Here is a 26,124-nt window from a genome sequence, read left to right as displayed (position 1 = left end):
GTTTACGATGTGCGTCTACGCCCTGGTGGTGGCATCTCGGGATCGAAGTCGACGGTTGGTGCACCTCCGGTAGTGGTCCACCAGTTAGCCGCATTGGCGTTGTACGAGTCGCGCATACACGCGGCCAGGGTCTGTAGATCCGCCGGCATCGCATCGTCGCTGGCCGGAGTGGGCAGCGGCATGCGCACCTTCCACAGCTGCCCGCCTTCCTGGAATGAAAACATCTGTCCCTTGGGTAGGGCGATGATGTGTGCGGGTTCGATCAGCGGCACCGCGGCGGCGGTGACACGGTCCTGAGAGGACGAAGTGAAGTCCGTACGGGCCTCGGGATCTGCGGTGTCTGTCGCGCCAGAGACCAAAGTCCGCGTCTGCACATTGACCTTCGGCAGTTGATTAGTCAGCAGTTCCGCAGTCGCGGATTCCCGTACACGGAGCATCTGCAGAGTGTTGAAGTTGCCGATGACCTGGCCGGCTTTGGCCCGGCTGCCGATGCGCGCTTCGATATCACTCAAGGTCTGGGTGTAGGCAGTAACCTGGATACCCGCACCGCCGCCCTTGTTGATCAGCGGGATGAACTCATCGCCCATGAGCTCGTTGAACTCGTCGGCGTGCAGGTTGATGGGCACTTTGTCCGCAGCGCTGGAGGAGCCCGGCAGGCCGTGGTCGATGCCGTGCTTGTAGATATGGCCGGCCACGGAGACCAGGTCGGCGAACATCGAATTACCGACAGCGGCGGCGACTTCGGCGTCGGACAGGGCATCCAGGCCAACGTAGACGATGCCGCGTTTGCGGATGATCTGCAGCCAATCGAAGATCGGCCGCGGATCGTCCAGGTCGGCGTAGTTGGGGGCCAGTAGTTGCGCCGTCTTGCCACTGGTGAGCTTTTCCAACAGGGGCAGTAACGAGGCGACGATCTTGTCGAAGTAGGTGCGGTCATAACGCACGGCCGAGCGCAGACCATCCATCACCGGGTCAAAGATGCGCTTCGCAGCCAGGTACTGCTCAATGGCCACCACGCGCTTTTCCCGGCCGATCATATGCCGCGGCACATTCTTCTCGTTGAGGCGACCCTCGATTTGCACGATCGCTTCCCAGGCTTGCGCGTCGTGGCGGGCGAAGAAGTGTTGGGCGTACTCGATGAACAGCGCGTCGATGTTCACCACATGACGCTGGATCTGCAGGTAGTCCGGACGCCGGCCCAGTTCGATCAAAGCCCGGGCAATGATGTTCACAAAACGCCAAGCGAACTCGCGAAACGCTGCGGAGTTGCCTTCGCCGCTTAACTGTCCGGCGATACGGGTAGCAACTTCCGAGATGCGACCGAAGCGGCCGATGGCGTTGTAGCGTGCGGAGATTTCCGGCCACCCGAGGTGAAAGACGTAGAATTCGTGCTCGCGGCCCGCGCGCCGTGCCTCCACGTACATGCGCTTGAGCAGGTCGGCGTCGCCCTTGGGGTCGAAGACAATCACCACCTCTTGGGTTGGACGGTGGATGTCCTGGGTAATATAGACCTCCGCCAGGCGCGTCTTGCCGACCCGGGTGGTGCCCAGTACCAAGGTGTGTCCAACACGCTCACCCAGCGGCAAGGTGGCTTCCTGCTCACTTGGCTCGACGCCGTGCAGCAGCGGCGAGCCCCCAACCGGTGGCAGCGGGCGTACCGGATTGAGTGGGTTGTCCCAGGCGGTGAGGCGGGGAAACAGCGAGAGCCCTGAAGGCGCCTTTTCCAGCAGACATTCCAGGCGCCTGGCCCACTGATAGGCAACCGACTGGTTCACATAGCAGGCCAGAGCCGGGTCCTGAGCCTCGAGCAGGCGCTGGGTGTGCAGGCGACTCCAGCGAAAGCCACGCCCCATGAACAGACGCTTGCGGCTCACCGGAATCTGTCGACTGGTCAGCGAGTAGCGCGGCAGGCGACGAATGTTGCGCCGATAGCGCAGAACGATCCGGGCCTCGTTAAGCCGTTTGAGTCCGAGGGCGGTGTAGGCCAGGGCCATGCCCATACCCACATCGGGCGACAGCGCCACCGCCCAGGGCGAGTGCAGGCACAGGACGCCGGCACCGGCGCAGATGCCCACTGTGTACAGCTCCACTGCAGGGCGCAGCAGGGATTCCATCGCATGTTCGCCCATGATCCTCCCTCACTGTTCCAAGCCGGTGGGCGTGATGAGCACTGGGTAGTGTTCCAGCTCCAGCCGCTCGGCGATGTCGTCGCCACTCACCGGCCAGATGTTCAGTCCAGGGGCTGCCGCCTGGATGCGGCGCAACGTCTGGGCGTCGGCGACCTCGACAGCTAGCCCGCTGGCGCCCAGGTCCTGCAGGGCCTGCGCATGCTGCGACAACCAGGCCAGGGAGGCTGGATCCTGCCCGACCAGGAACAGCGGCGTTATGCCTGGCAGGTCCAACTTTCTAGGCGGCACTGCGCCCGGCGTGAGGCGCGCGCTGTGCACCGGCAGCATCCAATTCAGCGCGCGTGGATCGAGGGGCTTGGTGGGAGACGCGATCACGGTTAGCGACAGCCACGTACAGATGGCCAGTGCCAACAAGCGCGAGAAGCTCATGGCTGTGACCCTCCGCGAAGGAACGCGATCGCTTGGATGCGCTGCCAGTGCCGACTGAACTGTGTGCGGTAGCGCGCCGCGGGCGCGCCGCCGGCTGGACGGTGATAGCGACCAGCAGCCACGACCCAGTCACCCACATCGGCATAGTACGCACGCAGCAGCTCGGCGGTGACGGACAAGTTTGCCCGTGGATCGAGTGCATTGCAGGCGCTGGGGTAGCGGTCCGGGTGGTAGCCGAGGTTGGTCTGTCCCAGACCGACATCGATGCGCTTGGGGTCATGACGTGTGAGTTCTAGCCTGAGCGCAGCACAGGCCTCATCGCGACTGGCAAAACGCTGCGGTGTGCCGGCGACATTTAAGGTCCAAGGCCAGGGCATGAGACGACCGTGTAGCGGGGTGCCGCTCTCCTGCAGGGCGATGGCGAACAGCACCGAGGCGGGGATGCCGGCCCGCGCGGCGGCCAACTGGTACGCGGGCGGAGGTAGAGCGTCCGCCTGGACCACGGTCGCGCCGGTCAAGGCCAGCGCGAGGATCAGTCGATGCGCTGCCATTTTCCATCCACCTGCTGAAAGCGCGCCGGCAACGGTCGGGTGGCGCCTAGGGCGAACCATCGGCCGCGGTCGTGGTTTAGGGTGACCTGGCCGCTGCTAACCTGGGCTGGGGTAATGCCTGCGCCATGCGCCCAGTTTCGGAGATTCGCGTCGTCACCCTGGCTGCCCACCAGGTACACGTCCAGGCGGGCACCGGCACGGAGCCACTGCTGGGTGTTGGTCGCGCAGGCCGGGCAGCGTTCTTCCACGAACAGGGCATAGCGGGTGTTGCTGACCGTAGCGGACTCATCGGCCAGACCCTGCACCGGCAGCATTCCGGGGAACAGTCGTGCCCAGGCGGCGGTGTAGGCTTTCTGGTAAGCCAGCTCGCGTTCTGCGCGTTTGGCTTCGAGGCGGACCTGCAGTTCGGCGTAGCGTTGACGTTCCTGCTCAGATTCGGCCTCGACGCCCAGGGTGGTGAGAGGGTCGAGCTGCGGCGACCAGTAGTGGCGGGGCCCGGTCTGCAGTTGCTCGAACTTGGTCCATTCGTCAACCGTTAGCCCCCACACTTTGGCCTGCGTCGCGTCCGAAGGCTGCCGATCCAGCGGCGCCTGCTCGCTGTACTGCTGGTCTGAGCCGAGCATGTTCGGTGCACTCCATCTCGGCTCTGCCAGTAGGCAGGTGGGGAGCAGGATCAGCGAGAGGGCGGAGAGTCGAAGCATAAGCACCTCTTCACGGCAGGGGCAGTGTGCGATCGCCATGGCCGGGGACGTGGAAGACGGCCTCGTCTTCGCGAATCGCGCGCAGCTGCCATCCGTTCAAACTGTCGCCGGGCTGCAGCAGGTGCACGGTCGACAGCGAGTGGGCACCGGTGGGCAGGGTAGCAACGAACCTCACCACGCCTCGGGTCTCGATACCCAGCAGGGTGAACGGAGGCGCCGGGGCTTTGGCCTTGGCTTTCTGGCCCACGGGCGCCGCCGGCCGTGTGTCGGCCGCTGGCACGGAGGCTCTTGCCGACAGCGTCTCAAGCGCAACTTCTGTCCTGCCCAGTCGCTGTTCCAGTGTTCTGAAGTCGGCGCTGCTCGGCCCGCTCGGTGCCGCTTGAACGGCCTTAAGCGACGCAGCCATCTCATCCAACTGCTGGCTGAGCGCCCTCTGCGCCGAAGCGTGCTGACCTTGCGCGTCTCCCAGCGCCGCCACCTGCGGTCGCAGTGTCGCGAGGGTATTGCCGAGCGCATCGACGTCGCGCCGCAACGCGGGAGCCGGGTCGGCAGGGGCACTGCGGGCTGCGGCCTGGAGTTCGGCCAATTGCTGGTGTTGGTTGTACGTTTCGCCAGCTAGCACGGCGGCGCCCAGGCACAGGCCGCCGATCAACAGGGCCTGAAAGCGGTGGACCTTCATGGCGCGATCTCCGATGTCGAGAGTGGCGGTTGGGGCTGTGGCGAGCGAAGGGTATAGCAGACGGTCCGGTCGACCGGGTCGATGTTGATCCTCCAGGCCGGTCCGCCGATGATGGTCAAGGCGTCCAGCAGCGAAATCGGTCCGAGTTGGTGGTGCACGGCGGGCAGGGGGCGACTGAATAACCGATCCACCGCTGCGCTGTCGGGGCAGAGTGAGTAGCCCGACCGTTGCAGCACGTGTCGCAGTGCCTCACCGACATTCGCGTGCAGAGCAGGCGCGATCTGCACGTTGATGAGCTGATACAACGGCTGGCGCTGCTCCAGGGTCGGCTGTGTATTAGCCAGGGTGTATCGGTCCTGGCGGACCCATAAAGGTAGCGTGGGTTTCTGCTTCTGCAGTGAGGCCGGCGATATTGATGGCGCTGCTGGGGCGGGCGCCGGTGGCGACGTGTTGCAGCCGGCCAGCGCGATCATCAGTCCGAGGGTGGAGAGTGTGGGGGTATGCATGTCCGGGTCTCGACAGAAGTTGCCGATACCTTGGCGAAAGTGCGAGCCGCGCTCCCACCGAAAAACCGAATCTGGCCGTCCGGATTACCGTGAAGCACTCATGAAAAAGGCGCCCTGTGGGGCGCCTTGGGTCAGTCTTCAGTGAATAGGGACAACTCTGGGAGTGGCGCTGCGTCGGGGTCAAAGATCAGCAAGCGGGTGTCGGCGTGACCTGCCAGCAGCAACAGCTGTACAACACGGGCGGGACATCGTCATCGCGCATGCGCGTGCTGACTTCGCTGGCGCTGCAGCCGCAGTGCCCTTCGGCCTCCATGCTCCAGGAGGTCGAGTACAGCTTGCACCCCACGGCATGGCTGCTGAGTTCGAAGCACTCGAAGAAGCCTGTCGGTGAAGGGTGCCAAGCTCGCTCTTGCAGGTACTCGAATTCCGTCGTTGGCAGGTGGGCAGAGCTGATCTCCCAACTGCGGCTGTAGTGTCCCGTGGAAAAGGACAACAATTCGATCAGGGTCCGTGCTGCCTCTTCGCTGGGGAGGTCGCCGAGATGCATCGGGCATCCAAGGTGATGGCCGATGGTCTGGTAGATCACGCTACTCCCCAGGCCGGCGCCCGGGCAGCGCATGCGGACAAATCTGGGCACGCTTCGGCCGTCGGTGATGACCGCGCAGTTGTCATCGAACAGGCAGGGTTGGAAATTGATGGCCTCATTGGGCAGTTGGATTTGCGCCGGGTGCAGAGGGCGGTAGCAGGGTGGACAATTGTCGGCCGAGCTGATTTGGACGACGCGTTCGTAGCTCAGGCCGCGGAAACCGCGAAGGAAGGGATTGCGAAAGGATGGGGGCATGATGGTTCTCCAGAGGCGCAGAGGCCACCCCGAACTGGCGGTGACCTCCTGGGCAGGGATGGGCTGTCAGATCCAGCCATTTTCGGCGAGCGAAAGCGGGGTGCCTTCGCCGACGATGATGTGGTCCAGGACGCGCACCTCAACCAGGGCCAGGGCCTCGGTCAGGCGTCCTGTGAGCACTCGGTCGGCGGAGCTCGGTTCCGGGCAACCGGAAGGGTGGTTATGACTGAAGATCACGGCGGCGGCGTTGTGCTCCAGCGCCTTGATCACGACCTCGCGTGGATAGACGGAGGCGCCGTCAATGCTGCCGGTGAACAGTTCGTCAAAGCTCAGCACGCGATGGCGTGAGTCCAGGCAAAGCAGCGCGAACACCTCGTGTTGGTAAGGGGCGAGCCGCAGTTTCAGGTAGGCTGCAGCGTCGGAGGGGGTCAACAGCAGTTCGCCGCGCTGGAAGTAACGTTGATCCAGCAACTGCAGGGCTTCGGTGATCAGTGCATCCTCATGGGCGCGTTGGGCCAATGCCGGGTCGAGCGCGTCGACCAGGTTCAGGGCAGTGTTCATGGGCAATTCCTCGTGGGAGATGGAGCGCCCCCTGGGGGAGTGCCCCAGGCTGGTGAAGTGCGTGATTCACAGACGCGTGAAGCGATGACGCGCACCGTGTAGCGGGCTTTGGCATCCCTCGCACGCTCGGGTGGAAAAGGACTCGATGCCGGCGCCGGTCTGCGGATCGAAATCGGCGCTTAGTGGCATCAGGGCCTGCAGTTCGGTGCGCAGGTGCGCGATGCGTTGCTCGATTTCAGCCTCGCTGTAGTACAGCGAAAGCGCGCTGAAATCGTCATACGCGACCGCTTGCAGGCATTCCTCGCAGAGCCAGAAACTTTCCATGACGGCCTCCGACGTGAGTGGATAACAGGCGCTCGTGGGAGCGCCTGTTGGTGGCGGTCAATGTGCCTCAGGCAGACTGACGTGCTGCGGTGGAATTACGCGCGGGGGCAGAGGCGGGTTGGTGCTGTTCGGCGACGGTGTCGACTTGGTCCGATTCCGCTGCAGCGTGGATAGCGGCGGGGGAGTCGGTGCGAGCAGGTGCTCGGTAGCTGAACTGACCATCGACCTTGATCCACTCGATGAAGATCAGCCGGCCTTTGAGGCTGGCACCGGGTTGGCCTTTACGCTCGCCTTTTTCGTAAAGAAAGGGGTCAACCCAAAGGTCGCCAATGCGAAACGCGATCAGGACCTTACGTTCAGCACGGACGTCTTCCAGGTGTTCACGGATCAGCCGTTCGGCTTCACCGCTGGCGACCTTGCAGTCGAAGCGGGTGTACTCGACGTCGTCCGAGGCCCCGTGCAAGGCGGCAATGTCACAGGCCATGAACGGTTGCCCGCGACGTACAGGGACTTCGCGAACGCGGTTCAAGTAACCAATGCCTTGGGTGTGCAGGTTGAAGTAAGTGGTGGGAGCATTATTGCTTGCAGTCGTCATGGTGGAACTCCTGTTCAGCAGAAACGCGGATATCCACCGGCCCTGGCGGCTGGTGAGTTCCGCAAGGGGGAGGTGCAAAGAAAGCGTGGTCGGTAGAAGGGCGCTCATCACCGACAGGTGACCGTGCGAGCTGCCGAGCGCTGATCGCACTGAGGGAGAACCACCCGAAGCGGGCGTAGCCTTGAAGGTTCCGGCTACCTGAACGCTGTCAGCGACAACGGTGTGCAGTTCATCTATAAGACTACGCCAACGGCTCGTCAACAGTGGATTAGGGGAGGCTCGGGCGGGCGGAAGTGGGTGGCACTCAGTGGATTCTGGGTGACGAAAAAATAGCCCGACGGTCATCAGGCTAGGAAGAGCTAGACCACCCTTGATCCGGTAACGTGACACCGGAGTCCATCGCAAAACCTCCGCTGTCGATCCACCTGGATCAACCGACCCTTGTCGTGGCCTGGGCCGAAATCAACTGGCGCGCATCCGCGCACAAAAGGTGCCCAGTGTTTCGCCGGCGGGCACCGGTGCTGAGCATCGTCGCCGAAGCGGATGACCCCTGAGACCTGACACAAGCCGCACGGGTCATCCACCTTGGGGACCTGAAACGCTGGGGAGAAATCCGAAGAAAAAGTGAAATGCGGCTCCGAACTCTTCGAGTCTGACCGAGCTGCCCGGAGCGAATCGGTCTGGGTACGCCAAGCGGCGACGGACCTGATCACTACACCAGTGCTGCCGTACGCCGTCAAGTCACACATGCCCGCTCAGAAGGCGCCTGGCTGCTTGGTGCTCTTGGGTTTGGCGACCGGCTTGGTGCCCTTGCACTCCGGATAGCGGGTGCACGACCAGAAGCTGCCGGTGCGGCCGTTGCGCTGGCGCATGGCGCTGCGGCACACGGGGCAGCGCGGGCTTTTGGTCGCCGGTGGCTGCAAGGTGAGCGAGGCGTGGCCACGCACCAGCCGGGTCAGCCATTGCGCCTGCCTGGCGAGAAAGGTTTCGACGCTCAGCTGTCCCGTCTCAATACGATCAAGCGCCTGCTCCCAGAGTGCGGTCAGCGCCGGATCGGCGACCTCCGCTGGCACGGCCTCGATCAAGGTGTGTGCCGCCGCCGAGGCGACCAGGCTGCGTTTTTTCTTGGACAGGTACCCGTGATCGATCAGGCCCTGGATGATCGCCGCTCGGGTGGCCTCGGTCCCGAGGCCGCAGCTGTCCTTGAGTTTCTGTTTGAGTCGTGAGTCCTCCACCTGGTTGGCGATGGTTTTCATGGCCTTGACCAGTGTGCCTTCCGTGTAGGGCTTGGGGGGCTGTGTGCGCTGCGCGTTGATCGTGGTGTCGGTCAATGCCACCGCTGCCGATTCGCGCAGTGTGGGCAAGCGTTGGGTTTGCTTTACAGGTTCGTTGCCGTCGGCCTCGTCGATCACCGCCTTCCAGCCGCGTGCCAGGATTTGCTTGCCGCGCGCCAGCAACTGATCTTCGTAACTGTGCAACACCACCTGGGTTTTCAGGTACTCATGGTCGGGCAGAAATTGTGCGAGGTAACGGGCGCGAATCAGCGTGTAAACCGCTCGCTCGCGCTCAGAGAGCTGGGTCAGGTCTAGCGTCACAGCAGTGGGGATGATGCCGTGGTGGGCGGTGATCTTGCTGCTGTTCCAGGCCCGGGAGCGTCGGCTGGGGTCAGCCTCCTTCAGCCATTGTCCGAGTGACGGGGCGGCCGCCGCTAGGGCGTGGAGTACGCGTGGCACCTCATCCAGCATGCTTTCCGGCAGGTAGCCGCAGTCGGTGCGTGGGTAGGTCGTTGCCTTGTGGGTTTCATACAGGGCTTGGGCCACCGCCAAGGTTTCCTGGGCACCGAGGCCAAGCTTAGCCGAGCAGATCTCCTGCAGCGTGCCCAGATCGAACGACAGCGGAGAGCCTTCGCGCACGTGCTCGACCTCGATGCGGCGGATCTGGGCAGTCCCCAGCTGGCTCAAGCGCCGCGCCGCGCTCTGTGCGACCGCTTCGTCAATGCAGTGACCGGCTTTGTCACAGGCAGCGGTCGGTGGCTGCCAGCGCGCCTGAAAGACCGTCCCGTCGGCCTCCAGCTGCGCATCGACGGTCCAGAACGGCTGAGGCTCAAAGCCCGCTATCGCCCGATCTCGCTGGACCACCAGGCGCAGCGTCGGCGTTTGCACACGCCCCACCGGCAGCAGGCCGTCGAAGCCGGCACGGCGCCCGAGCAGGGTGAAGAGCCGGCTGAGGTTAATACCCACCAGCCAGTCCGCGCGTGAGCGTGCCAAGGCACAGTGGTACAGGGGCAAGGTCTGTTCACCCGGGCGCAGCGTGGCCAATGCACGGCGAATTGAGGCATCGTCGAGGGCGGAGAGCCACAGCCGCAGAGTCGGTCCTTGGTACTGACAGCGCTCAAGAATTTCCCGGGCGATCATCTCACCTTCACGGTCGGCGTCCGTGGCGATGATCACCTCGGAGCAGGAAAGCAGCAGTTGCTGGATGACCTTCAGCTGGCTAGCGACTTTGGGTTTGACCACCAACTGCCATTGGCCAGGGATGATCGGCAGGTCCTCCAGCGACCAACGTTTGTAATTACCATAAGCCTCTGGTGGTGCTGTCTCCAGCAGATGGCCCACGCACCAGGTGACGGTGACCCCCTGGCCTTGCAAACAGCCGTCGTGACGCCGGGTGGCCTGCAGCACGCGGGCGATGTCGCGGGCTTGAGATGGTTTTTCGCAAATAAACAGGCGCATACGTCGGCCCTCTCGGTGAGGTACCGATAGGGTGGCGGTGTTGCGTGAGAGAACCAGCGAAAACCTGAATGCGCCGAGATCATATCGGCGGTTCAATGGAGGTTAAAGGTTACTTCCTTTGCGCGAGGTGAGCGGCCAGCGTTTGCAGAAACTCCAAGGCAAACTTCTTATCTGCTTCGCCAAGCTCCTTGATCAGCGATGCAATTTTCTGGCCTTGGTCCTGGGGGCGAGGACTGATGGCTAGCAGCAGCTCATCGGCGGGACAGCCGTACATATCGGCCAATTGCAGCAGCTTGTTGACGGTTAGTTCGACCACGCCGCGTTCAAAGCGCGATACGGCTTCGGCGCCGATTTCCAGACACTCGCCGACTTGCTCTTGGGTCAAACCACGTGCGCGGCGATACTTCGCCAACTGGCGACCGATGTGTTGTGGGCTAGGCTCTTTGACTGGCAACGGGGGCGCTCTCCAATTCGACCCGTATGGTTGACCAGCAACCCGAATATATGAACGCCTCATAAGGTTGACTAGCAACCCTATGAGGCGTATCACCTAAATTGAGTGTGATAACCCGCCCGTCAAAACGGAGCTTACGACTTGGACGGATCTAACGAGCGTGAGGCAGATGCGTTAGCGATCAAGGCCTATGAGTTGTTCATGGCAACCCACCTGGAACCGGACAATCTGAAGGCGCGCGCGAGGTTGATCGCATGGGTTCAGGAAAGCCAGGCGCACTGGCGGGCATTTCTTGCTCTGGACCAGTACCTGGCTGAGGTGACGCAGCTGCTGGATGCTGATCAGCGGGGAGAGCCCCGGCGGCATTGAACCACCTGCAGTATCCAGCGTTGCGCGCCGAACGGGCAGCGAGCCCTCAGGGGTATCGCGCTGCAGGCTGTGATTCCACTGAGGACCACCCGCTTAGCCGGACTTGCGTGGAGTCTTCTTGCTAGCCCCCTTGCGTCCGGAGCCGCTGCTTTCATTGGCCTTTTCGCGCATGGACACCGAGGCCAGACGGTGGGGTAGGATGCCGATGCGTCGGGCCTCCACCTTGAACGTGACCCGCGCGTTGTCCTCGCTGTCCTCCCATTCATCCTTGACCGTCCGGCCCTCGACCAGGATACGCATGCCTTTCTGGTACAGGGTGCTCCAGTGCTCGGCGTCCCGGTGCCAGAGCTCGACGGGGGCCCAGTAGCCGCCGCGATCCTCGTAGCCGCCCTCGCGCGGTACCGGATTGTCGAAATAGACATTCAGCCGCAACAGGCGTCGCGGTTCATCCGGGGGGTTGTTGAACTCCTGGAACTCCGGGGCGCTGCCGATGTTGCCTTCACCAACAAAGAACGTGCTCATGCTTGCTACTCCTCGGTGGGGGAACGGGATAGATCGAAGATGGTCTCGGCGGCGTGCAGCTTACTGACGCCGGTTTCGGCCTGGCGATACAGCGACTGCAGGCTACTCATCTGCAGGTTCAGGGTGACGCGGTTGACCTCCAACTGGTACAGCGCCTCCCGCAGCGAAGGCGCCAGATGCGGAAGTGCCATCGCCTGCTGCCACACCTGTACCCCCATGCGCTGGAAGTCCGGGCTGCGCCAGCGCAGGAAATCGGTTCCGGAGGCGCTGTGCTGGACGACCAATCGCAGGTCCAGGAGCGAGAAGGGAGGCTGCGCCATGATGGTCAGCATCACCGCCATCAATCCGGCGACCCGGGTGCGCAGGCGCAGGATCGTCTCGGCGAATTGCTGCAGTTCCCCCTTACCCTTAAAAGGCTTTAAAAGGCCTTTTAGGGAGGCACCTTGTTCGAACTCGCGATAGGCATCCGCTGACAAACGCCGGACGATCGCTTCGGCCAAGGTCATGCTTCACCCCCTTCGGATGGAATGTCCTGCGCGGGCTGAGCCTCTGTCTCTGCCTGATCTGGCTCATCGCAAATCGAGGCCGTGGAACCGCGTGCGATGGGTGGGGCAAATTGGGAGCGGCGGCTGCCCTCGAGAATGTTTCGCGGTGGCGTGCCGAACTTGTCGATGGCCTCGCGGGCGCGGGCGTTGTTGGCGGCCATGTCATCCCGGCTGACCCCGGCCAGGCGGTAACGCTGCGCCAAACCGAACAGGCTGCGCAGCAGATGGGCGCCACGATCGATCCAGACTTCCATGTCGCTGCGGCCGATCAAGGCGGTGTGATGGGCGAGCAGCACGCGGCGCACCAAGGTGTCGTAGTCGGTCAGCAGGTAGACCGCGAGAAAGCCGAGCTGGCTGCCGATGAACAGCGGCAGGGTGACGGGATGGATGTTGAGGTTGTCGCCGACATCGACTTGGGTGGGCAGGTCGCGTTCCACCTGGCTGATCTGGCTGGTCAATGTGAGCATTTCGGCCTTGGCCTGCAGCAGCTTGTCTTCCAGCTGGAGCATGAACCAGTCGGCAAATGGGTCGTCCTGGCTGCTTGCGTGCTTGAGCAGGTTGGTGACGCTGATGTAGCCGGCCATGCCCATGATGGGGTGCACACCTTCGCGGGCCATGCGGCCTTGCCACAACCGCGCGGCATGATGGGTGTGCAGAGTGAGGGTGATGCTGCTGCGCAGAGAGCCCAGGTTGAGCTGATAGTGATCGACCATCGCCAGTACCTCGCCGTTGGAATGACGCAGACAATGGGCTGTTCAGTGAGGCGCGGCGCGGATCAACGCGAAGGTGGTCCGCTCGCATTTACAGGCAGTGGATTTCCCTGGATTTGATGGCACCGGCATTGATTCCGCTGGCGTCCAATCTTAAGGCGCTGCGCCTATGCCGCGACAGCGTTGCTTCAGTTCCTCCAGGCACGCCAAGGCGAGTGGAGAGGCCGTGCGTTCGCCGCTGCGCCGTGGACGCTCGCAGGGCGGTTCTGCCTTCGGATCGCGGTGGGACGTGGTCACTGGCGGAGTCGTCTCGGCACGGGCCGCCCACAAGGTAAATTCCCCTTGGCATGCGCGCTTGATCAAGCCCATCAGGTAGGCAACCGGTTTGCGGATCTCGCCGCGGGCGCACCGCACCGACGCTTCGTTGATCACTGCTTGTTGCTGTTCAGGTTCGAGCTGGCGCATCGCCTGGATGGCCATGCGTCGCTCGGTTGGGCTTAGTGGTAGGTCTTCTGGCCATCGGGCTTGGCCGAACTCCACCTGCGCCAGTACCGTACTTGTTTTGCTTTTCTCTTTTTGTACTGTACGGCCGGCGTCGGCATTCCGAATCACAGTCGAAATCGGCGCGTTGCTGCAGGGTTCGGAATCCGCTGGCGATGCGCCTGCAGTTTGAACCTGGTGGCTTTTTCCAGGTTCGGAATTTTCCGCACCTTCGCTGGTTAGGGGTAGCGATTGCTGCTGAGCTGGCATAGCAGGTGAGGCGAGTTTCTCCTTATCGACCGCCGCCACTTGTGGGTCTGCGTAAATTTCCTCAATCACATGCTGCGCCACCTCACGCACGCCTTTCGTGGCGTGGGTGAGGTTCTGCTGGAGCAGCGCCGCGTAGCCGCCGTCGAGCTCAAGCTGTTCGGCGGGAGTCAACGGGTCGCCGTGCAGCACATAGACGCAACCGCGCAGGCAGCCTTGCGCATCGCGGGATCGATCAACCAGACTGAGCCAGCGGGTAGTGCGGAGTACGTTGAGCGCTCGGGCGATGGTCTCGCGCGATGCCTGCATGCCGCAGGGGCTGGTGGCCAGGTAGGGCTGCAGATCCTGGTAGCGGGGCGTCTTTACTTGGCGTTCGGTGATCAGCCAGCGCAACACCTGCCAAGTGTTGCGCTCCAGCGGCGTCAGCCGGCGATCAAGCAGCAACGCTTGGGGCAATGGATCATTGTCGCCATAGTAGATGGTCCGTAGCGGTGCCTCTGCAGCGGAGGCAGCCATTTGGGTCTGTGCCGCCTGCCACTCCAAACGACGCCGGAGCGCGTCGTAGCACTGGCGCACCACATCCTGCCAGTCGACCTGGTAGAAGTTCAGCATGGCGCACCTCCGTACAGTTCAATCTGCTGCCAGATCAGGGTCAGGCTGATGTGTTGTTCCTCCGCCAGCATCATCATCGCGTCCAGTGGATCGTTGTCCGGATCGTCTCCCCGCAGTTGGCTCCAGCGGTTCCACACGGCATGCTCTTGCGCTTCGCTGAGCTGAACCGGCCGACCGCGGTGGGTCTCGATTTTAAGCACGCGACGACGCAGCGCGGTTTCCGAATGGTCCAGGCCAAAGCAGCGGTACATGATGCTGGAACTCGCGCCCAATTTGAGAGCCCGGTTGATCAGCCGCTCGTTTTGTTCATCCCGTTCGGCCTGGGCGATGAGGCGTCGCAGCACGGTCGTGTCGACTTTGACCTCCACCCAGGCGATGGACGAGTGCGCCAGATGGGACAAGGTGGTTGGTGGCAGCGACTGCAGTACCTCGATGTCTTCATCGGCCAGCCCCAAGGCCTTGCACCGCTGCAGGCGTCCATGGCGCAGCTCATACAACACCTGGTTCAACATGGCATGGTTCAATAGGTTAAAAGTCGTGGTCATGAGGCAGTTCCTCACGTTAACGAGTGGGCGACAGCGTCATATCGATCAGCCGCCGGGCGTGGCGGATCAACGCAAATAGTTGCTCCAGCTGGGCATCGGGGAGCCGCTCGAGGCCAACTGTCAGAGAGGGGCGTTCGGCAAATGGCAGGTCGTAGGCCCCGATCAGCAGCTGACCAAACAACGCGGCCGGCAACTGCTGACGTTGTTCCCAGGCCACGTCATCTTGCAAACGCAGCAGGGCTGAGAGCAGAAGCTGAATGCCGGTGTATCGCGGGCTGAGCCGCTCGCGGTGCTCCAGTGACAGGGTAAAGCCCAGGCCGTCAGCTTGCGGCCTGACCAATGCACTGGCGTCGGCATATTTGGCTAGATCGGTCGCCAGTGCAGCGCAGGTCTCGCGCAAGCCCCGGATGCCATCCAGCACGGTGGTGTGTGGTGTAGCTGAGCTCACCGGTGACCGAACGTCATGAATACCGCCGGGCTGCTTCACAGCCGGCAGCTCGTCACTCAGCGCCTGTCGAATATGGGAAAGGCGGGGTTCTTTCGCCGACGAAGGGTCGCCGCCACTTCGCCGTTGCTCGGGACTAGACGACTCGATTGATGTTTCGGAGGCGTGCACGTTTTCTGGTGACGGGTGTGGAGGATCGTCTTCCACGCTTTGAGGCAGAGGGTGAGCGTTGTTTGATGCGTGAGGCGGCACACGCTGTTCCTGATGCATTTCCAGGGCCAGCAGGCGGGGTGTCTGGTTCAGGATCACTGCCATTTTGGCGATCAGCTCGTCCTGCAGCGCACTCGAATCCAGTTCGGACTTTTCACCTTCGAATGTCGACAGCACCTCTAGCCACAGCAGAGCGAATTGTTGAGCATCACCAAAATACTGGTTCCAGGTCGACTCCGCTCGGCGCCGCAGTGTGATGAGCCGCTCGATGGCGGGCTTGCCGAGACCTGCATAGAGGACCTGTGGAATTGCAGGTAGCAGATGCTCGAGCGCATCGAACATTCGGCTGATATGAGATTGCGAGACAGGGTATCCACCTTGGTTCAAGCGCGCGGAGAGCTCACGCTGGCTCAGGGGGGCACCAGGCTTCTGAAACATTTCCTCGAGCTTCGCCACAGCCAATGCTCGCTCAATGAACGTGAGCTGGCCATGCAAATCGCTCTCGGCCAAGTGCCCGAGCAAGGCATGCGATTCGGATTGCCAGGGACGGAACAGGCAATGGATACGAAAGAAACGCTCCTCGCGGGTTTCCTGCCAGAGCTCACCGAGGATGCTCAAGCGGGTGTTGCCGCCGTTGCGGATGATGAAATGCTGCTCATTCGGGCGACGCGTTATGGAAGGCGGCTGGTCCAGGCCGCGTTCGCGTATCGAGGCTTTGAGCTCGTCATACAGCGGGTTGCGGATGACACGCGGATTGAGCTCGTAGGGATGCAGTTGCTCGAGGCTGACGACCATCGGCATGTCGCCGACAGGGCCGGCCGTGACCTCACGGCCCGGCTTCTGCGGGAAATGGACTTGCTGCAGTTGACGCGTGATTTCTTCGGAGGTCGGCGGCTTCATCACAGGTCCTCGGATCAGCCGCGACGGATAAGTCGGCTGTCAGCTGTTGACGTTAGGCTAGGCCCGCTCCTCGGCGATGAGCTCAGCTGGTCGGTCCACTCTGGAAACAACTCGACCGCCAAAGCGCGCATTACGTCAGCTGCGCAAGGGCTATTGCTACCGGATGGTGGGGCGAAGTCGACGCGGTGCACGGGCAGCCCCAGTGAGGCCGCATTGAGATAGGCCACTCGATCGGGAATCACCGTGGCGCAGACGCTGACATGAGGATCGGTCTCGAAGGATGCTTTCAGGCTCTCCATGATCAAGCGGGTATCGCGGCGATTGGCGTTGACCTGGTTCATCAACAGCTTCACCGACGGCAATGCTACCCCCAGGTAGCGGTACGGCTCCAATTCCTCAAACAGCCCAAGCGTGCCGCGCCTCAGCTCGCGCGCTGCAAGCATTTCCGGCGGGACTGGGCAAAGTGCACAATCGGAGGCGAGGATGGCCATCTCCACCACGACGCTGCGCGCGCCTTGGGTATCGACGATGAGCACATCGTAGCGATCCTGGAAGGCTGGCAGCAGGTTGCGCAGTCGAAGGCGGCCATCGTCCGCTTGCATCAGCAGGGCGTTAATATGCCCGGCGCGGTCGTTGGACACGATCAATTCAAGGTGTTGAATGACGGTGGTAGTGATCACCTGCTCGGGAGCAGTGAGCCGTTGCGAGATAAGTTCGTAACTGCCGGCCTCTCGGAGCTTGCACAAGGCGAAGTAGCTGGACAGCGTCGGTTGGCTGTCCAGGTCCAGCAGCAACACCCGCAAGCCTGAGTCGGCGAGCAATCCACCAATATTGGCGGCGACGGTGGTCTTGCCGGCGCCACCCTTGGTCGAGATCAACGAAAGAACTTTCATGCCGCTAGACTCCTGTCGACAAGCGATCCTGAACCCACTGCTCAATCTCTAGTGAGTCCCAACCGACGGCACGCGTGCCGATGCGGCGGCATTGCGGGAACAGTCCGGCTTTCATCAGGTTGTAGATGTGTGAGCGTTTGAATCCGGTTTTTTGTTCGACCTCATCACGACGCATGATGTGGCGATCGGCAGGGTTGATAGGTTGCACGGTGTCACTCCTTAGCGCCGGATGGCGCGTGGTGGGATGTGACACTCAGTGAAGGCCGGCAGAGGAGAGAAATCATTGCCAGGCAATGGCACCCATTGCCTGGCAATTCGCTCTTAGACCTGTAGGGCTTGGGCCAAATGACGGCGAGCTTCGGCAAATTTCCGATCAAGGGTGCGTTTGCTCAGACCAGGAAGACCAGGGAGCTGCTCGGTAATGGCTTCGACAACTGCAGCCTGGTTCTTGAAAATCGACCGCGGTTGGCCGCTTCTGGATTTGCCCAGCATGACCGCCAGTAGGGCGCCAATGATCGTGTAGTGCACGAATGCGGACGCTTCGGAGGGAACCTCAAATGCGCCAAGCTGCGCGGACAGCCCCTGGTGGTCGAGGGCGAGAGCCGCCGCCTCGTCGGCGATTGCCGAGTGCGCTTGGCGTAGTTTTTCAATTTCGCGGGCGCCGGTGTCTCGCTCCGCTTGCAGGGCCAGATACGCAGTCAGGCTTACGCATTCGGAATGGTCGATATTCTGGGAAAATAGGAATGCTGGCTTTTCTTCTGGGTAATTGCGTGCAAACCAAACCCGGAGATCAGAATGGCGAATGGACCAATAGACACGTTCAGCCTTGTCGTTAGAAGTGATTGGGCGTCCAAGGTAGGTCGCGGACAACTCGCCACAGAAGATAGCGTCGTAGATACATTCGGCGTAGGCGTGGAGAAAGGGCCATTGCGGGAAATGCTTGAGCAGACTACCGGGGTGAGAGAGATCTACCTGCAAAATTTCGCCTTGGTGGTCGGCGAGGTCGCACCAGAGGATCGCGGCATCGATAGGGTGGTAGGAGTTTCTGATCGAGAACATGGTAAACAGCCTCCTGCTGAATTTGTCCTAAATTCGCTGGCGGGGGCTATAGCTCTAGGCCTCTGTCGAGCGAACCAGATTCCTAAAATCAATTTTGGATCCAATTCTGGTGACAGCTCTACATGGGGATAGTTCGCTCCACAATAGACGCGGTAGCGACAGTTTTTGGCGTAAGGCAGGAGGACAGCGACAAACATTGAACAAGCAGTTGCCTTAGGGGTATTGCAAACTCCGGCTTGAACGCCTCGATCGCATTGCGACGCGGATGAGTCAAAATGACTGCGTAGCGACGATTTCGTACTGCGCTACGGCCTACGTTACTACAGCTGTACAACGTGGTTGTTCGGCTGGTGAAGTCAGCGATTTAACATGTGTGAGAAACCAAGATTTGTTGGCTGGGCGTTCTGGCATCCGCAATTTACCGGGCGATGTTACAGAGGGGGCCGGTGTTGCAGTGGGCGGTCAGGTGTCGTCATTGGAGGAGGATGCCATCGCGGGGTATGACCCGGAGCGCATCATTTCGGCCAAGGACCGCAAGAAGATGGATCGCTTCATTGAGTTTGCACTTGTGGCTGCGCACGAGGCGCTTGAGCAGGCAGGCTGGCACCCGACTAATGGCGCAGACCAGGAAAGGACCGCGACGATTATTTCATCTGGCGTGGGTGGGTTTGGTGCGATTGCCGACGCTGTGCGGACCACCGACGTGCGTGGCCCTCGCAGATTGTCGCCATTCACTGCGCCGTCTTTTCTCGCCAACATGGCGGCGGGGCACGTTTCCATTCGGCACGGCTTTAAAGGGCCGCTCGGCGCCCCGGTAACGGCCTGTGCTGCCGGAGTACAGGCCATCGGCGATGCGGCCAGAATCATCAGAAGTGGTGAAGCGGATATCGCCATATGCGGCGGTACCGAAGCTGCGATAGACCGTGTGACCCTGGGGTGTATTGCGGCGGCACATGCGCTATCCACTGGTTTTGCCGAGCACCCGCAGCAGGCGTCGCGTCCTTTTGATAGGGATCGCGACGGCTTCGTTATGTCCGAAGGTGCGGGGTTATTAGTCATCGAGTCACTGGAGCATGCCCTTGCGCGTGGCGCCAAGCCCCTGGCGGAGTTGGTCGGATATGGTACCAGCGCCGATGCCTACCATCTTACGGCAGGCCCGGAAGACGGTAGTGGCGCACGGCGCGCCATGGAGCAGGCACATCGGCAGGCTGCTGTCAGTCCTGCCGATGTGCAGCATATCAATGCACATGCAACCTCCACGCAAGTCGGAGACAAAGGCGAATTGGCCGCCATTCACTCGGTGTTCGGGAGTGGCTCTGGCGTGGCGATCAGCTCGACCAAGTCTGCCACTGGGCATCTTCTGGGTGCGGCCGGCTGGCAGTAGCCGCATTGCCTTCCACCAGCACGGAGCAGGCGCCGCACTGCGCCAGTCCGCAGCCGTACTTGGTACCGGTCATGCCCAGATCATCGCAGATCACCCACAGCAAGGGCGTATCGGCGTCGGCATCGACCTGATAGGTCGTCTGGTTGATTCGTAGTTCCATGGCTCACCCGCTTGATCATCGGTTGACGTGCATCGTTATAAGCTGTGACACGCAGCGAGGCGCATCACCGGTAAAGCTTGTCTTTCGCTCAACTTGCCGCGTTGCCGAGCGCTTCCGCCTCGAATGGCTGTCCACGCAGCAGCGCAATGTCACGACTGGGCGCGGAACCGAACAGGCGGCCATATTCGCGGCTGAACTGCGAGGGACTTTCATACCCGACGGCGAATGCCGCCCGCGAGACGTCCAGACGCCCCATCAACATCAACCGACGGGCCTCGTTCAAACGCAGCCACTTCTGGTACTGCAGCGGGCTCATGCCGGTGAGCTGGCGAAAATGATGGTGGAAGGTAGGTGTGCTCATCTGCACCCGCGCCGCCAGCTCGTCGATGCGCAGCGCAGCCGTGTAGTTGACCTTGAGCCAGTCGATGGCTTTCGCGATGCGATAACCCTGGCCATCGACAGCAGTGATCTGCCGCAGCCGTGCCCCTTGATCTGTATTGAGCAGCCGATAGTGAATTTCCCGCAGAATCAGCGGCGCCAGCACCGGGATCGCCTCGGGTTCATCGAGTAATGCCAGCAGGCGATCGAGCGCGCCTTCCAGGGCGGACGACATATTGCCAATACCAGCGCCCGTACCCGTAGATTGATGCCGCTTCGCAGGCAAGCCACTCTTGGTGATTACCTCGGCGAGCATGCTGACATCCAGTTTCAGTACGAGGCCGACACAGGGCTGTTCAGAACTAGCAAGAATCACTTCGGAGTTGGCTGGCAGATCCAGAGACGTGACCAGAAACCGCGAATGGTCGTAGCTGTAACCCTCACCACCGACCCACAACCGCTTTTCCCCCCGGCCCACCAGAATCAGGCTCGGTTCAATCATGCATGCGGCGGGGGGCGCCGGCTGGTCGCGACGAAACAGCGACAGGCCGGGTATGGATGTGGCGAAGTCACCCTGTACGCTCACGCGCGGGTCAATGTTCAACGCCAAAGGTGACTCATGGCGCAGGGTGGTATTGATCATGTCGGGTCGCTCCTATTGACCGAACTCTAATCCGCTGAACAGGCGTTTCCTATCCACCACCTTGCATCTCCATAGGATTAGGCAAGCATTCAAGCGGAATGCACTAGGGCAGAGGCGGATCGACCGGGAGAATGTGTCGAACTGTTACAGGAGAGCCTCAATGCAAGTCTTCGCTTATGGCGCCCATGCGGGCGACAAACCGCTTGAACCCCTGCGCATCACTCGTCGCGATCCCGGCCCGGAAGATGTGCAGATCGAGATTGCCTATTGCGGTATCTGCCACTCGGACCTGCACCAGGTGCGCGCCGAATGGGAGGGTACGAAATTTCCGTGTGTACCCGGTCACGAAATCGTCGGCCGTGTCGCAGCCGTAGGTCTGAAGGTCACCGGGTTTGCACCGGGTGATCTGGTCGGAGTGGGCTGCATCGTCGACAGCTGCAAGCATTGCGAAGAATGTGATGAAGGCCTTGAGAACTACTGCGACGGCATGATCGGCACCTACAACTTTCCGACTCCGGACGCACCCGGCTGGACACTCGGTGGCTACTCGCAAGCGATCGTTGTGCATCAGCGCTACGCACTGCGTATTCGCCACCCCGAGGCACAGCTGGCTGCCGTTGCGCCGCTGCTGTGCGCGGGCATCACCACCTGGTCGCCGCTGCGTCACTGGAACGCGGGCCCCGGGAAGAAAGTAGGCGTGGTGGGCATCGGTGGCCTGGGTCACATGGGCATCAAACTGGCCCATGCGCTGGGCGCGCATGTGGTGGCTTTCACCACGTCCGAATCGAAACGTGAGGCTGCCAAAAGCCTTGGCGCCGATGAAGTGGTGGTCTCAAGCGATGCGCAGCAAATGGCCGCGCACCTGAAAAGCTTCGACCTGATCATCAACACAGTCGCCGCCCCTCACGACCTGGACGCCTTGCTGGTACTGCTCAAGCGGGACGGCGCGATGACACTGGTGGGAGCGCCGGCCTCGCCGCATCCATCGCCCAACGTGTTCAACCTGATCATGAAACGTCGCACCCTGGCTGGATCGATGATCGGTGGCATCCCGCAAACCCAGGAGATGCTCGATTTCTGCGCGGAACACGGCATCGTTTCGGACATCGAGCTGATACGTGCAGAGCAAATCAATGAGGCTTACGAGCGGATGCTCCAGGGTGACGTCAAATACCGTTTCGTGATCGACAACGCGACACTGGCGGAGTGAACAACGGCACGTCCGGGCAATCGCCCGGACGTGTATCGACTTCGGCGGTTCGTGTAAACCGAAGCGATCGACTCATGCTTCATTTGACAGCACGCAACACCAACACGCTTTTCGCACCACAGGTAGATCCAATGACTTCTCGCTCTACAGAAAAACGCGGCTGGAGCGCCGTGCTGGCCATGTCGTTGGCCGCATTCGCCTTGGTCGCTTCAGAATTTATGCCCGTCAGCCTGCTAACCCCCATTGCGGCAGAGCTGCACATCACCGAAGGCCAGGCAGGCCAGAGTATTTCCGTGTCCGGTGCATTCGCACTGGTCACAAGCCTGGTCATTGCAGCGATCGCTGCTCGCGTAGAACGCAAGAAGCTGCTGCTGTGTCTGACCTTGCTGATGATCGTGTCAGGTACGGTCGTCGCGCTCGCGCCGGGCTACCCCTCATTCATGCTTGGGCGTGCCTTGATTGGCATCGCTATCGGCGGTTTCTGGTCATTGTCGGCGGCGACCGCAATGCGTCTGGTGCCGCCTGATCAAGTTTCCCGAGCGCTGGCCATTGTCAATGGTGGTAACGCTCTCGCTACGGTAATCGCAGCCCCGGCGGGCAGCTTCCTTGGCTCGTTGATAGGCTGGCGCGGTGCATTTTTCTGTGTTGTTCCTGTCGCAGTGCTGGCTGCCGTGTGGCTGCTGATAAGCCTTCCGTCCTTCAAGGCCGATCGCCACGTAGGTAGCGGCAACGCCCTGCGGCTGATGAAGCAGTTGCCAGTAGCATTGGGGATGGTAGCCGTCAGCGTATTTTTTATGGGGCAGTTCATGCTGTTCACTTACCTGCGTCCATTTCTTGAGGTCGTCACCGGCGTCAGCGTTTCAACATTGTCTTTCATGTTGCTGGGTCTGGGACTTGCAGGTTTCATCGGGACCTTTCTGATCGAAAGATTCATTGGCAATTGGCTCTACCGCACGCTGACGGTTATACCTCTGATAATGGCTGTCATAGCGCTGGCTCTAGTGGAGTTCGGCGCATCGCCTTTGCTGACTGCAGTGCTGCTCGGACTATGGGGGCTGGTCGCTACTGCTGCGCCCGTTGGATGGTGGACATGGCTGGCTCAAACGCTTCCCGATGATGCAGAAGCCGGAGGAGGCTTGCTCGTGGCCATTGTCCAACTGGCTATCGCAGGAGGGGCAGTCATCGGCGGCCTGGCATTTGATCTGAGCGGTTATAAAGCCACATTCGAGCTGAGCGCAATCGTATTGGTCGCGGCGTCTGGGCTCGCTTGGCTAGCTGGTCGCAGTGCCACTGAAGTTCATCTCCTCGAGTCGAACGCGACAGCCTGACGAGATCAGAAAACGCTCAGCGCATGAGGTATGGACATGAGAAAAATAACGCTCGATCCACTGTGTGGCTGAGCCTCTCTACGATTTTAATCTTTGCATCGATAAGCCCTGCTGCCATGGCCGAGCGCTCATCGTTGCACGAAAGCCCTGATCAGAAAGGTACGAGCAAAGAGGTGCCTATCATGCCAAACCGATCAACCTCGCTGACCAAGGTCAGACTCGAATTTGAAGGCCATGACGCGGTGGTGGAGCTGAATGACAACCCGGCCACCTGCGATCTTGTGTCCATGCTGCCGCTCACGTTGAAGTTCAGTGACTAAAACAATGTCGAGAAGATCGCTTATCCGCCTCGTAAGGTCTCAACCGATGCGGCTCCGTTCGGATTAAAGCCATCCGTGGGAGATTGTGCGCTCTATGCGCCATGGGGCAATTTGGTGGTGTATTACCGAAGCTTTCAGAGCTCCCGAGATCTGGTTCATTTGGGCCGTTTTATTTCAGGGATCGAGCAGCTTGCAGCGATGGAAGGGGAGTTCAGTGTCCGTTTAGAGGTGAGCGAGTAATTTGGGTATTGGCGTTTCGGCTTATTTATTGGGATTCAGAAGCGGTCAGTCCAATCGCCATATGCACTACCAAACGTCGCCGGCTCGCTGGCAGTGGAACGCTTCGCTTGGTTCGCCCATTCCACGGATCGAGCATCTGCTATGGGGTAAAACTTCCTAATTCCAGAGGGCATGAGCTGTAATCCCCATTCTGATCTGGTGCGGCCATGGCTATCGGCCGGGGCGTGCCGTGTATCTGCGCGCCTATGGGAGCTTTCAGGTCATTCAAAAAAGCCTTATGGCCTCTATCCGGATGGGCGTGGAACCTCTTGACGATAAGGCAGGGGACTGCGCAACCGTGGCGTGATTTTACGACAGGGATGACGAAGAGCTAGCTGCGTGACCGCATATAGCCATGAGCTGGATTGATGGCCGGGCGCGCCGCCGGTGAGATTGATAAGTCTCATTCATGGCTTCAATCGCTGCGACGTATTTCAGTTTTGCTGTCAGCTGATACCTTCTTGCTGGTAATCAATTTTGGCGACGTCAGCTTTGAAAGTAAGGCGGCTCGTGACGTCGACAGACGAAGTAAGCAAAGAGATCTGACGGATGAAAAGAGCGGTTTGGCAGTTGGGGTTCGGCACGCTGCTTCTAACCTTCGGGTTTTCCCCGGACGGAGCAGGCCCGATGTCGGCCCTGGCCGAACCGAATGCCGTGACGTTTCCACCACTTGATCAACTTGAGCATTACACGACTGTACGACGTGGTGTGACCAGAGAGCACATGCTCACTAGCCAGGCTGCGCTTGATGCCCTTCAGGCGGGCCAATCTGTTCCTACCGGGTCACATGTCGTTTTGGTGGATTACCAGAGTGATGTCCTCGAGCGGTATCTGGTCGCGCAAAAAATGGGTGACGGTATCGACGACTGGGCGTACCAATGGTTCTGGCCAGATCAAACGGTCAAGGTCGATGAGAAAGTTGGCCAATGCTATGCCTGCCATCAGCGGTCGCGTAGGGAACAGAGTTACATGTTCACCTTGGACGACGCACTGAGTTTCAAAGTATCTACTGTCCACGAAAAACTGCAGTCGAGTACTTCACCTTGAAAAGGGGCCTCATCAAACGCCTCGTGCTTGCGGTCGTGATGGCTACGCTGCTGTTGTTTTCGCTTGCCTACTGGTGGCTCGATAATCTTGCGCACGAAATCTTTGGAACGGTCCTGTTCTCTTTGATCGGCTGGCACATAGCCCGGAACCGGAACGGGCTTAAAGCGTTGTTTAGATTCCCCTGCGACTTGAGTGGCGCCATCACGCTCGCATTACATCTATTCATGATCGTTGCTGTCGTTGCTTTGCTGTTGACGAGTCTTCTGATTTCAAAATCGGTTTTTAGTATTTTTGCCCTCCAGGAAAGCTTTTACCTCCGCGACATCCATTGGTTCGTGGGTTATTGGGTGGTGATCCTGGTGGGCGTTCATGTGGGAGTGCACTGGACGCGAGTCATGGCAATGGTGGGTTTGGTCTTGAAGGTTCCTTACCAAAGCATGATCAGAACAATGGGACTTCGGATTGCTGCGGTATTGATGGCGGAGTACGGGGTGTGGAGCTTCTCGGTGCTGGGGGCCTGGACAAAGTTAACGTTCAATTACAGCTTGGACTTCTGGGATTTTACGGTCGCGGTTATTTCGTTTTTTGCCCACTGGGTTGCGGTCCTCTGCCTTGCGGCGATCATTGCTCATTATGTGATGGTGGTTGCGCGACTGGTCGCTCGGCGCCCAGCGTTAACGAGTAAAGCGACTTTCCCAGTGCGCAACGGGTCACCCCTGGATCGTCAAACTCACCAGCTTTAGGGAGTAGTAACCACGGCAACCAACAAGCGAGCATCCTGGTTTTTCACAGTTCTGTAGCGGTTAGTCCAAGTCAGGTTAGCGCCCAGGCGTGCCCCGCAGCCCATCGGACCAAAGTGGAGCAATTATGAAAATACGCATCGATGTCTCAGGCGGTCCGGTTACGGCAACGCTCGACAACAACGATTCCTCCAGAGATTTCGTTAAACAGCTGCCGATGAAACTGACACTGGAAGACTACGCCTCGACCGAGAAGATCAGCGACCTGCCCGAGCCATTATCGACACAGGGCGCGCCAACTGGCTTCACGCCTTCAGCGGGTGACGTCGCTTTCTATGCGCCTTGGGGAAATCTCGCCATTTTTCATAAAGGCTTCAAGTATTCGAGTGGCCTTATCAAACTCGGCAGGATTGATTCCGGTCTGGAAATACTCGCGCGCCCGGGGCCCCTTAAAGTGACGATCACCTTGGTCGATGAGTGATACCCCAAAGCAATCAGAACCAGGCCGGCAAAACTGTCTGTCTGTGGCGTAGGGGGCGGTGCGGTCCTTTTCGTTTATACGTTTCACACTAATGG

At 60.6% G+C, this 26,124-nt stretch carries 29 protein-coding genes and 2 pseudogenes; 8 read left to right on the top strand and 23 right to left on the bottom strand.

Going from position 1 to position 26,124, the window contains the following annotated elements; genetic code table 11:
* Positions 1 to 2 precede the first annotated feature (2 nt).
* The 12 genes from traD to KGA83_RS00525 form a co-directional block, all read right to left on the bottom strand.
* Positions 3 to 2,129 carry a type IV conjugative transfer system coupling protein TraD gene (gene traD / locus KGA83_RS00580; RefSeq protein ID WP_223527599.1) on the bottom strand — a complete coding sequence of 709 codons (2,127 nt, stop codon included), beginning with the start codon at positions 2,127 to 2,129 and terminating at the stop codon, positions 3 to 5.
* Between the two features lie 9 nt (positions 2,130 to 2,138).
* Positions 2,139 to 2,558, bottom strand: a complete 420-nt coding sequence (locus tag KGA83_RS00575; protein WP_223527597.1) for an integrating conjugative element protein — start codon at positions 2,556 to 2,558, stop codon at positions 2,139 to 2,141.
* Complete coding sequence (locus KGA83_RS00570) at positions 2,555 to 3,109, bottom strand: transglycosylase (RefSeq protein WP_223527595.1); 555 nt, start codon at positions 3,107 to 3,109, stop codon at positions 2,555 to 2,557. Before KGA83_RS00570 ends, KGA83_RS00575 begins: the two co-directional genes overlap by 4 nt.
* A complete protein-coding gene (locus tag KGA83_RS00565; RefSeq protein WP_223527593.1) occupies positions 3,091 to 3,810 on the bottom strand; it encodes a TIGR03759 family integrating conjugative element protein in 720 nt (239 codons plus the stop codon). The genes KGA83_RS00570 and KGA83_RS00565 overlap by 19 nt, the downstream gene beginning before the upstream one ends.
* A gap of 10 nt (positions 3,811 to 3,820) precedes the next feature.
* Positions 3,821 to 4,489 (bottom strand): hypothetical protein, encoded by a 669-nt coding sequence (locus KGA83_RS00560; RefSeq protein ID WP_223527591.1) that lies wholly within the window; start codon positions 4,487 to 4,489, stop codon positions 3,821 to 3,823.
* Complete coding sequence (locus tag KGA83_RS00555) at positions 4,486 to 4,995, bottom strand: PilL N-terminal domain-containing protein (RefSeq protein WP_150752595.1); 510 nt, start codon at positions 4,993 to 4,995, stop codon at positions 4,486 to 4,488. The genes KGA83_RS00560 and KGA83_RS00555 overlap by 4 nt, the downstream gene beginning before the upstream one ends.
* 187 nt (positions 4,996 to 5,182) lie before the next feature.
* A complete protein-coding gene (locus tag KGA83_RS00550) occupies positions 5,183 to 5,836 on the bottom strand; it encodes a hypothetical protein (RefSeq protein ID WP_223527589.1) in 654 nt (217 codons plus the stop codon).
* A gap of 66 nt (positions 5,837 to 5,902) precedes the next feature.
* On the bottom strand, positions 5,903 to 6,397 hold the full coding sequence (locus KGA83_RS00545; protein ID WP_150752594.1) for a JAB domain-containing protein: 495 nt from the start codon (positions 6,395 to 6,397) through the stop codon (positions 5,903 to 5,905).
* Between the two features lie 66 nt (positions 6,398 to 6,463).
* The gene (locus tag KGA83_RS00540; RefSeq protein WP_223527587.1) at positions 6,464 to 6,721 is read right to left on the bottom strand and encodes a hypothetical protein; all 258 of its coding nucleotides are present in this window, start codon (positions 6,719 to 6,721) and stop codon (positions 6,464 to 6,466) included.
* 67 nt (positions 6,722 to 6,788) lie between these two features.
* The gene (locus KGA83_RS00535; RefSeq protein WP_223527585.1) at positions 6,789 to 7,316 is read right to left on the bottom strand and encodes an STY4534 family ICE replication protein; all 528 of its coding nucleotides are present in this window, start codon (positions 7,314 to 7,316) and stop codon (positions 6,789 to 6,791) included.
* 755 nt (positions 7,317 to 8,071) lie between these two features.
* The gene (locus KGA83_RS00530; RefSeq protein WP_223527583.1) at positions 8,072 to 10,048 is read right to left on the bottom strand and encodes a DNA topoisomerase III; all 1,977 of its coding nucleotides are present in this window, start codon (positions 10,046 to 10,048) and stop codon (positions 8,072 to 8,074) included.
* 109 nt (positions 10,049 to 10,157) lie between these two features.
* Positions 10,158 to 10,502, bottom strand: coding sequence for a helix-turn-helix domain-containing protein (locus KGA83_RS00525; protein ID WP_150752590.1), 345 nt, complete (start codon positions 10,500 to 10,502; stop codon positions 10,158 to 10,160).
* A 141-nt stretch (positions 10,503 to 10,643) separates the two neighbouring features.
* On the opposite strand from KGA83_RS00525, the gene KGA83_RS00520 reads away from it, so the two are divergent.
* On the top strand, positions 10,644 to 10,871 hold the full coding sequence (locus KGA83_RS00520; RefSeq protein WP_154910204.1) for a hypothetical protein: 228 nt from the start codon (positions 10,644 to 10,646) through the stop codon (positions 10,869 to 10,871).
* 93 nt (positions 10,872 to 10,964) lie between these two features.
* On the opposite strand, the gene KGA83_RS00515 is transcribed toward KGA83_RS00520, so the two are convergent.
* From KGA83_RS00515 to KGA83_RS00475, 9 genes are all read right to left on the bottom strand, one after another.
* On the bottom strand, positions 10,965 to 11,393 hold the full coding sequence (locus KGA83_RS00515) for a single-stranded DNA-binding protein (RefSeq protein WP_150752588.1): 429 nt from the start codon (positions 11,391 to 11,393) through the stop codon (positions 10,965 to 10,967).
* Positions 11,394 to 11,398: 5 nt separating this feature from the next.
* A complete protein-coding gene (locus KGA83_RS00510) occupies positions 11,399 to 11,899 on the bottom strand; it encodes a DUF3158 family protein (RefSeq protein WP_223527581.1) in 501 nt (166 codons plus the stop codon).
* Complete coding sequence (locus KGA83_RS00505) at positions 11,896 to 12,651, bottom strand: PFL_4669 family integrating conjugative element protein (protein WP_223527579.1); 756 nt, start codon at positions 12,649 to 12,651, stop codon at positions 11,896 to 11,898. Before KGA83_RS00505 ends, KGA83_RS00510 begins: the two co-directional genes overlap by 4 nt.
* A 150-nt stretch (positions 12,652 to 12,801) precedes the next feature.
* Positions 12,802 to 14,007, bottom strand: a complete 1,206-nt coding sequence (locus tag KGA83_RS00500; protein WP_223527577.1) for an STY4528 family pathogenicity island replication protein — start codon at positions 14,005 to 14,007, stop codon at positions 12,802 to 12,804.
* On the bottom strand, positions 14,001 to 14,552 hold the full coding sequence (locus KGA83_RS00495) for a DUF2857 domain-containing protein (protein WP_069557631.1): 552 nt from the start codon (positions 14,550 to 14,552) through the stop codon (positions 14,001 to 14,003). The genes KGA83_RS00500 and KGA83_RS00495 overlap by 7 nt, the downstream gene beginning before the upstream one ends.
* 16 nt (positions 14,553 to 14,568) lie before the next feature.
* The gene (locus KGA83_RS00490; protein ID WP_223527576.1) at positions 14,569 to 16,107 is read right to left on the bottom strand and encodes a ParB family protein; all 1,539 of its coding nucleotides are present in this window, start codon (positions 16,105 to 16,107) and stop codon (positions 14,569 to 14,571) included.
* Positions 16,108 to 16,121: 14 nt separating this feature from the next.
* Complete coding sequence (locus KGA83_RS00485; protein WP_223527574.1) at positions 16,122 to 17,000, bottom strand: ParA family protein; 879 nt, start codon at positions 16,998 to 17,000, stop codon at positions 16,122 to 16,124.
* 4 nt (positions 17,001 to 17,004) lie between these two features.
* Positions 17,005 to 17,175 (bottom strand): AlpA family transcriptional regulator, encoded by a 171-nt coding sequence (locus KGA83_RS00480; RefSeq protein ID WP_191628326.1) that lies wholly within the window; start codon positions 17,173 to 17,175, stop codon positions 17,005 to 17,007.
* Between the two features lie 146 nt (positions 17,176 to 17,321).
* Positions 17,322 to 18,059 (bottom strand): hypothetical protein, encoded by a 738-nt coding sequence (locus KGA83_RS00475; protein ID WP_223527572.1) that lies wholly within the window; start codon positions 18,057 to 18,059, stop codon positions 17,322 to 17,324.
* Positions 18,060 to 18,432: 373 nt separating this feature from the next.
* Here KGA83_RS00475 and KGA83_RS00470 point away from each other — a divergent pair, with 373 nt between their 5' ends.
* A complete protein-coding gene (locus KGA83_RS00470; RefSeq protein ID WP_223527571.1) occupies positions 18,433 to 19,443 on the top strand; it encodes a beta-ketoacyl-ACP synthase in 1,011 nt (336 codons plus the stop codon).
* Between the two features lie 4 nt (positions 19,444 to 19,447).
* Here KGA83_RS00470 and KGA83_RS00465 read toward each other — a convergent pair.
* Both KGA83_RS00465 and KGA83_RS00460 read right to left on the bottom strand, forming a co-directional pair.
* Positions 19,448 to 19,603, bottom strand: a pseudogene (locus tag KGA83_RS00465) (2Fe-2S iron-sulfur cluster-binding protein); the annotation flags it as partial.
* An 88-nt stretch (positions 19,604 to 19,691) separates the two neighbouring features.
* A complete protein-coding gene (locus tag KGA83_RS00460) occupies positions 19,692 to 20,624 on the bottom strand; it encodes an AraC family transcriptional regulator (RefSeq protein ID WP_223527569.1) in 933 nt (310 codons plus the stop codon).
* Between the two features lie 160 nt (positions 20,625 to 20,784).
* On the opposite strand from KGA83_RS00460, the gene KGA83_RS00455 reads away from it, so the two are divergent.
* From KGA83_RS00455 to KGA83_RS00430, 6 genes and pseudogenes are all read left to right on the top strand, one after another.
* A complete protein-coding gene (locus KGA83_RS00455) occupies positions 20,785 to 21,834 on the top strand; it encodes an NAD(P)-dependent alcohol dehydrogenase (RefSeq protein WP_223527567.1) in 1,050 nt (349 codons plus the stop codon).
* Between the two features lie 131 nt (positions 21,835 to 21,965).
* Positions 21,966 to 23,162 carry an MFS transporter gene (locus KGA83_RS00450; protein ID WP_223527660.1) on the top strand — a complete coding sequence of 399 codons (1,197 nt, stop codon included), beginning with the start codon at positions 21,966 to 21,968 and terminating at the stop codon, positions 23,160 to 23,162.
* Positions 23,163 to 23,185: 23 nt separating this feature from the next.
* Positions 23,186 to 23,722 (top strand): annotated as a pseudogene (locus KGA83_RS00445) (cyclophilin-like fold protein).
* A gap of 588 nt (positions 23,723 to 24,310) precedes the next feature.
* Entirely contained in the window at positions 24,311 to 24,808 is a 498-nt protein-coding gene (locus KGA83_RS00440; protein ID WP_223527565.1) for a hypothetical protein, read from the top strand.
* A 38-nt stretch (positions 24,809 to 24,846) separates the two neighbouring features.
* Positions 24,847 to 25,551: a DUF4405 domain-containing protein gene (locus KGA83_RS00435; protein WP_223527563.1), complete on the top strand. Its 705-nt coding sequence runs from the start codon at positions 24,847 to 24,849 to the stop codon at positions 25,549 to 25,551.
* 124 nt (positions 25,552 to 25,675) lie between these two features.
* Complete coding sequence (locus KGA83_RS00430; protein ID WP_223527561.1) at positions 25,676 to 26,029, top strand: cyclophilin-like fold protein; 354 nt, start codon at positions 25,676 to 25,678, stop codon at positions 26,027 to 26,029.
* The last annotated feature ends 95 nt before the right edge of the window (positions 26,030 to 26,124 follow it).

This window comes from Pseudomonas sp. GL-R-19 (assembly GCF_019956375.1).
Lineage (GTDB): Bacteria > Pseudomonadota > Gammaproteobacteria > Pseudomonadales > Pseudomonadaceae > Aquipseudomonas.
Note: the sequence above shows the minus strand (reverse complement) of the source record. Positions and strands in the feature narration are given on the sequence as shown.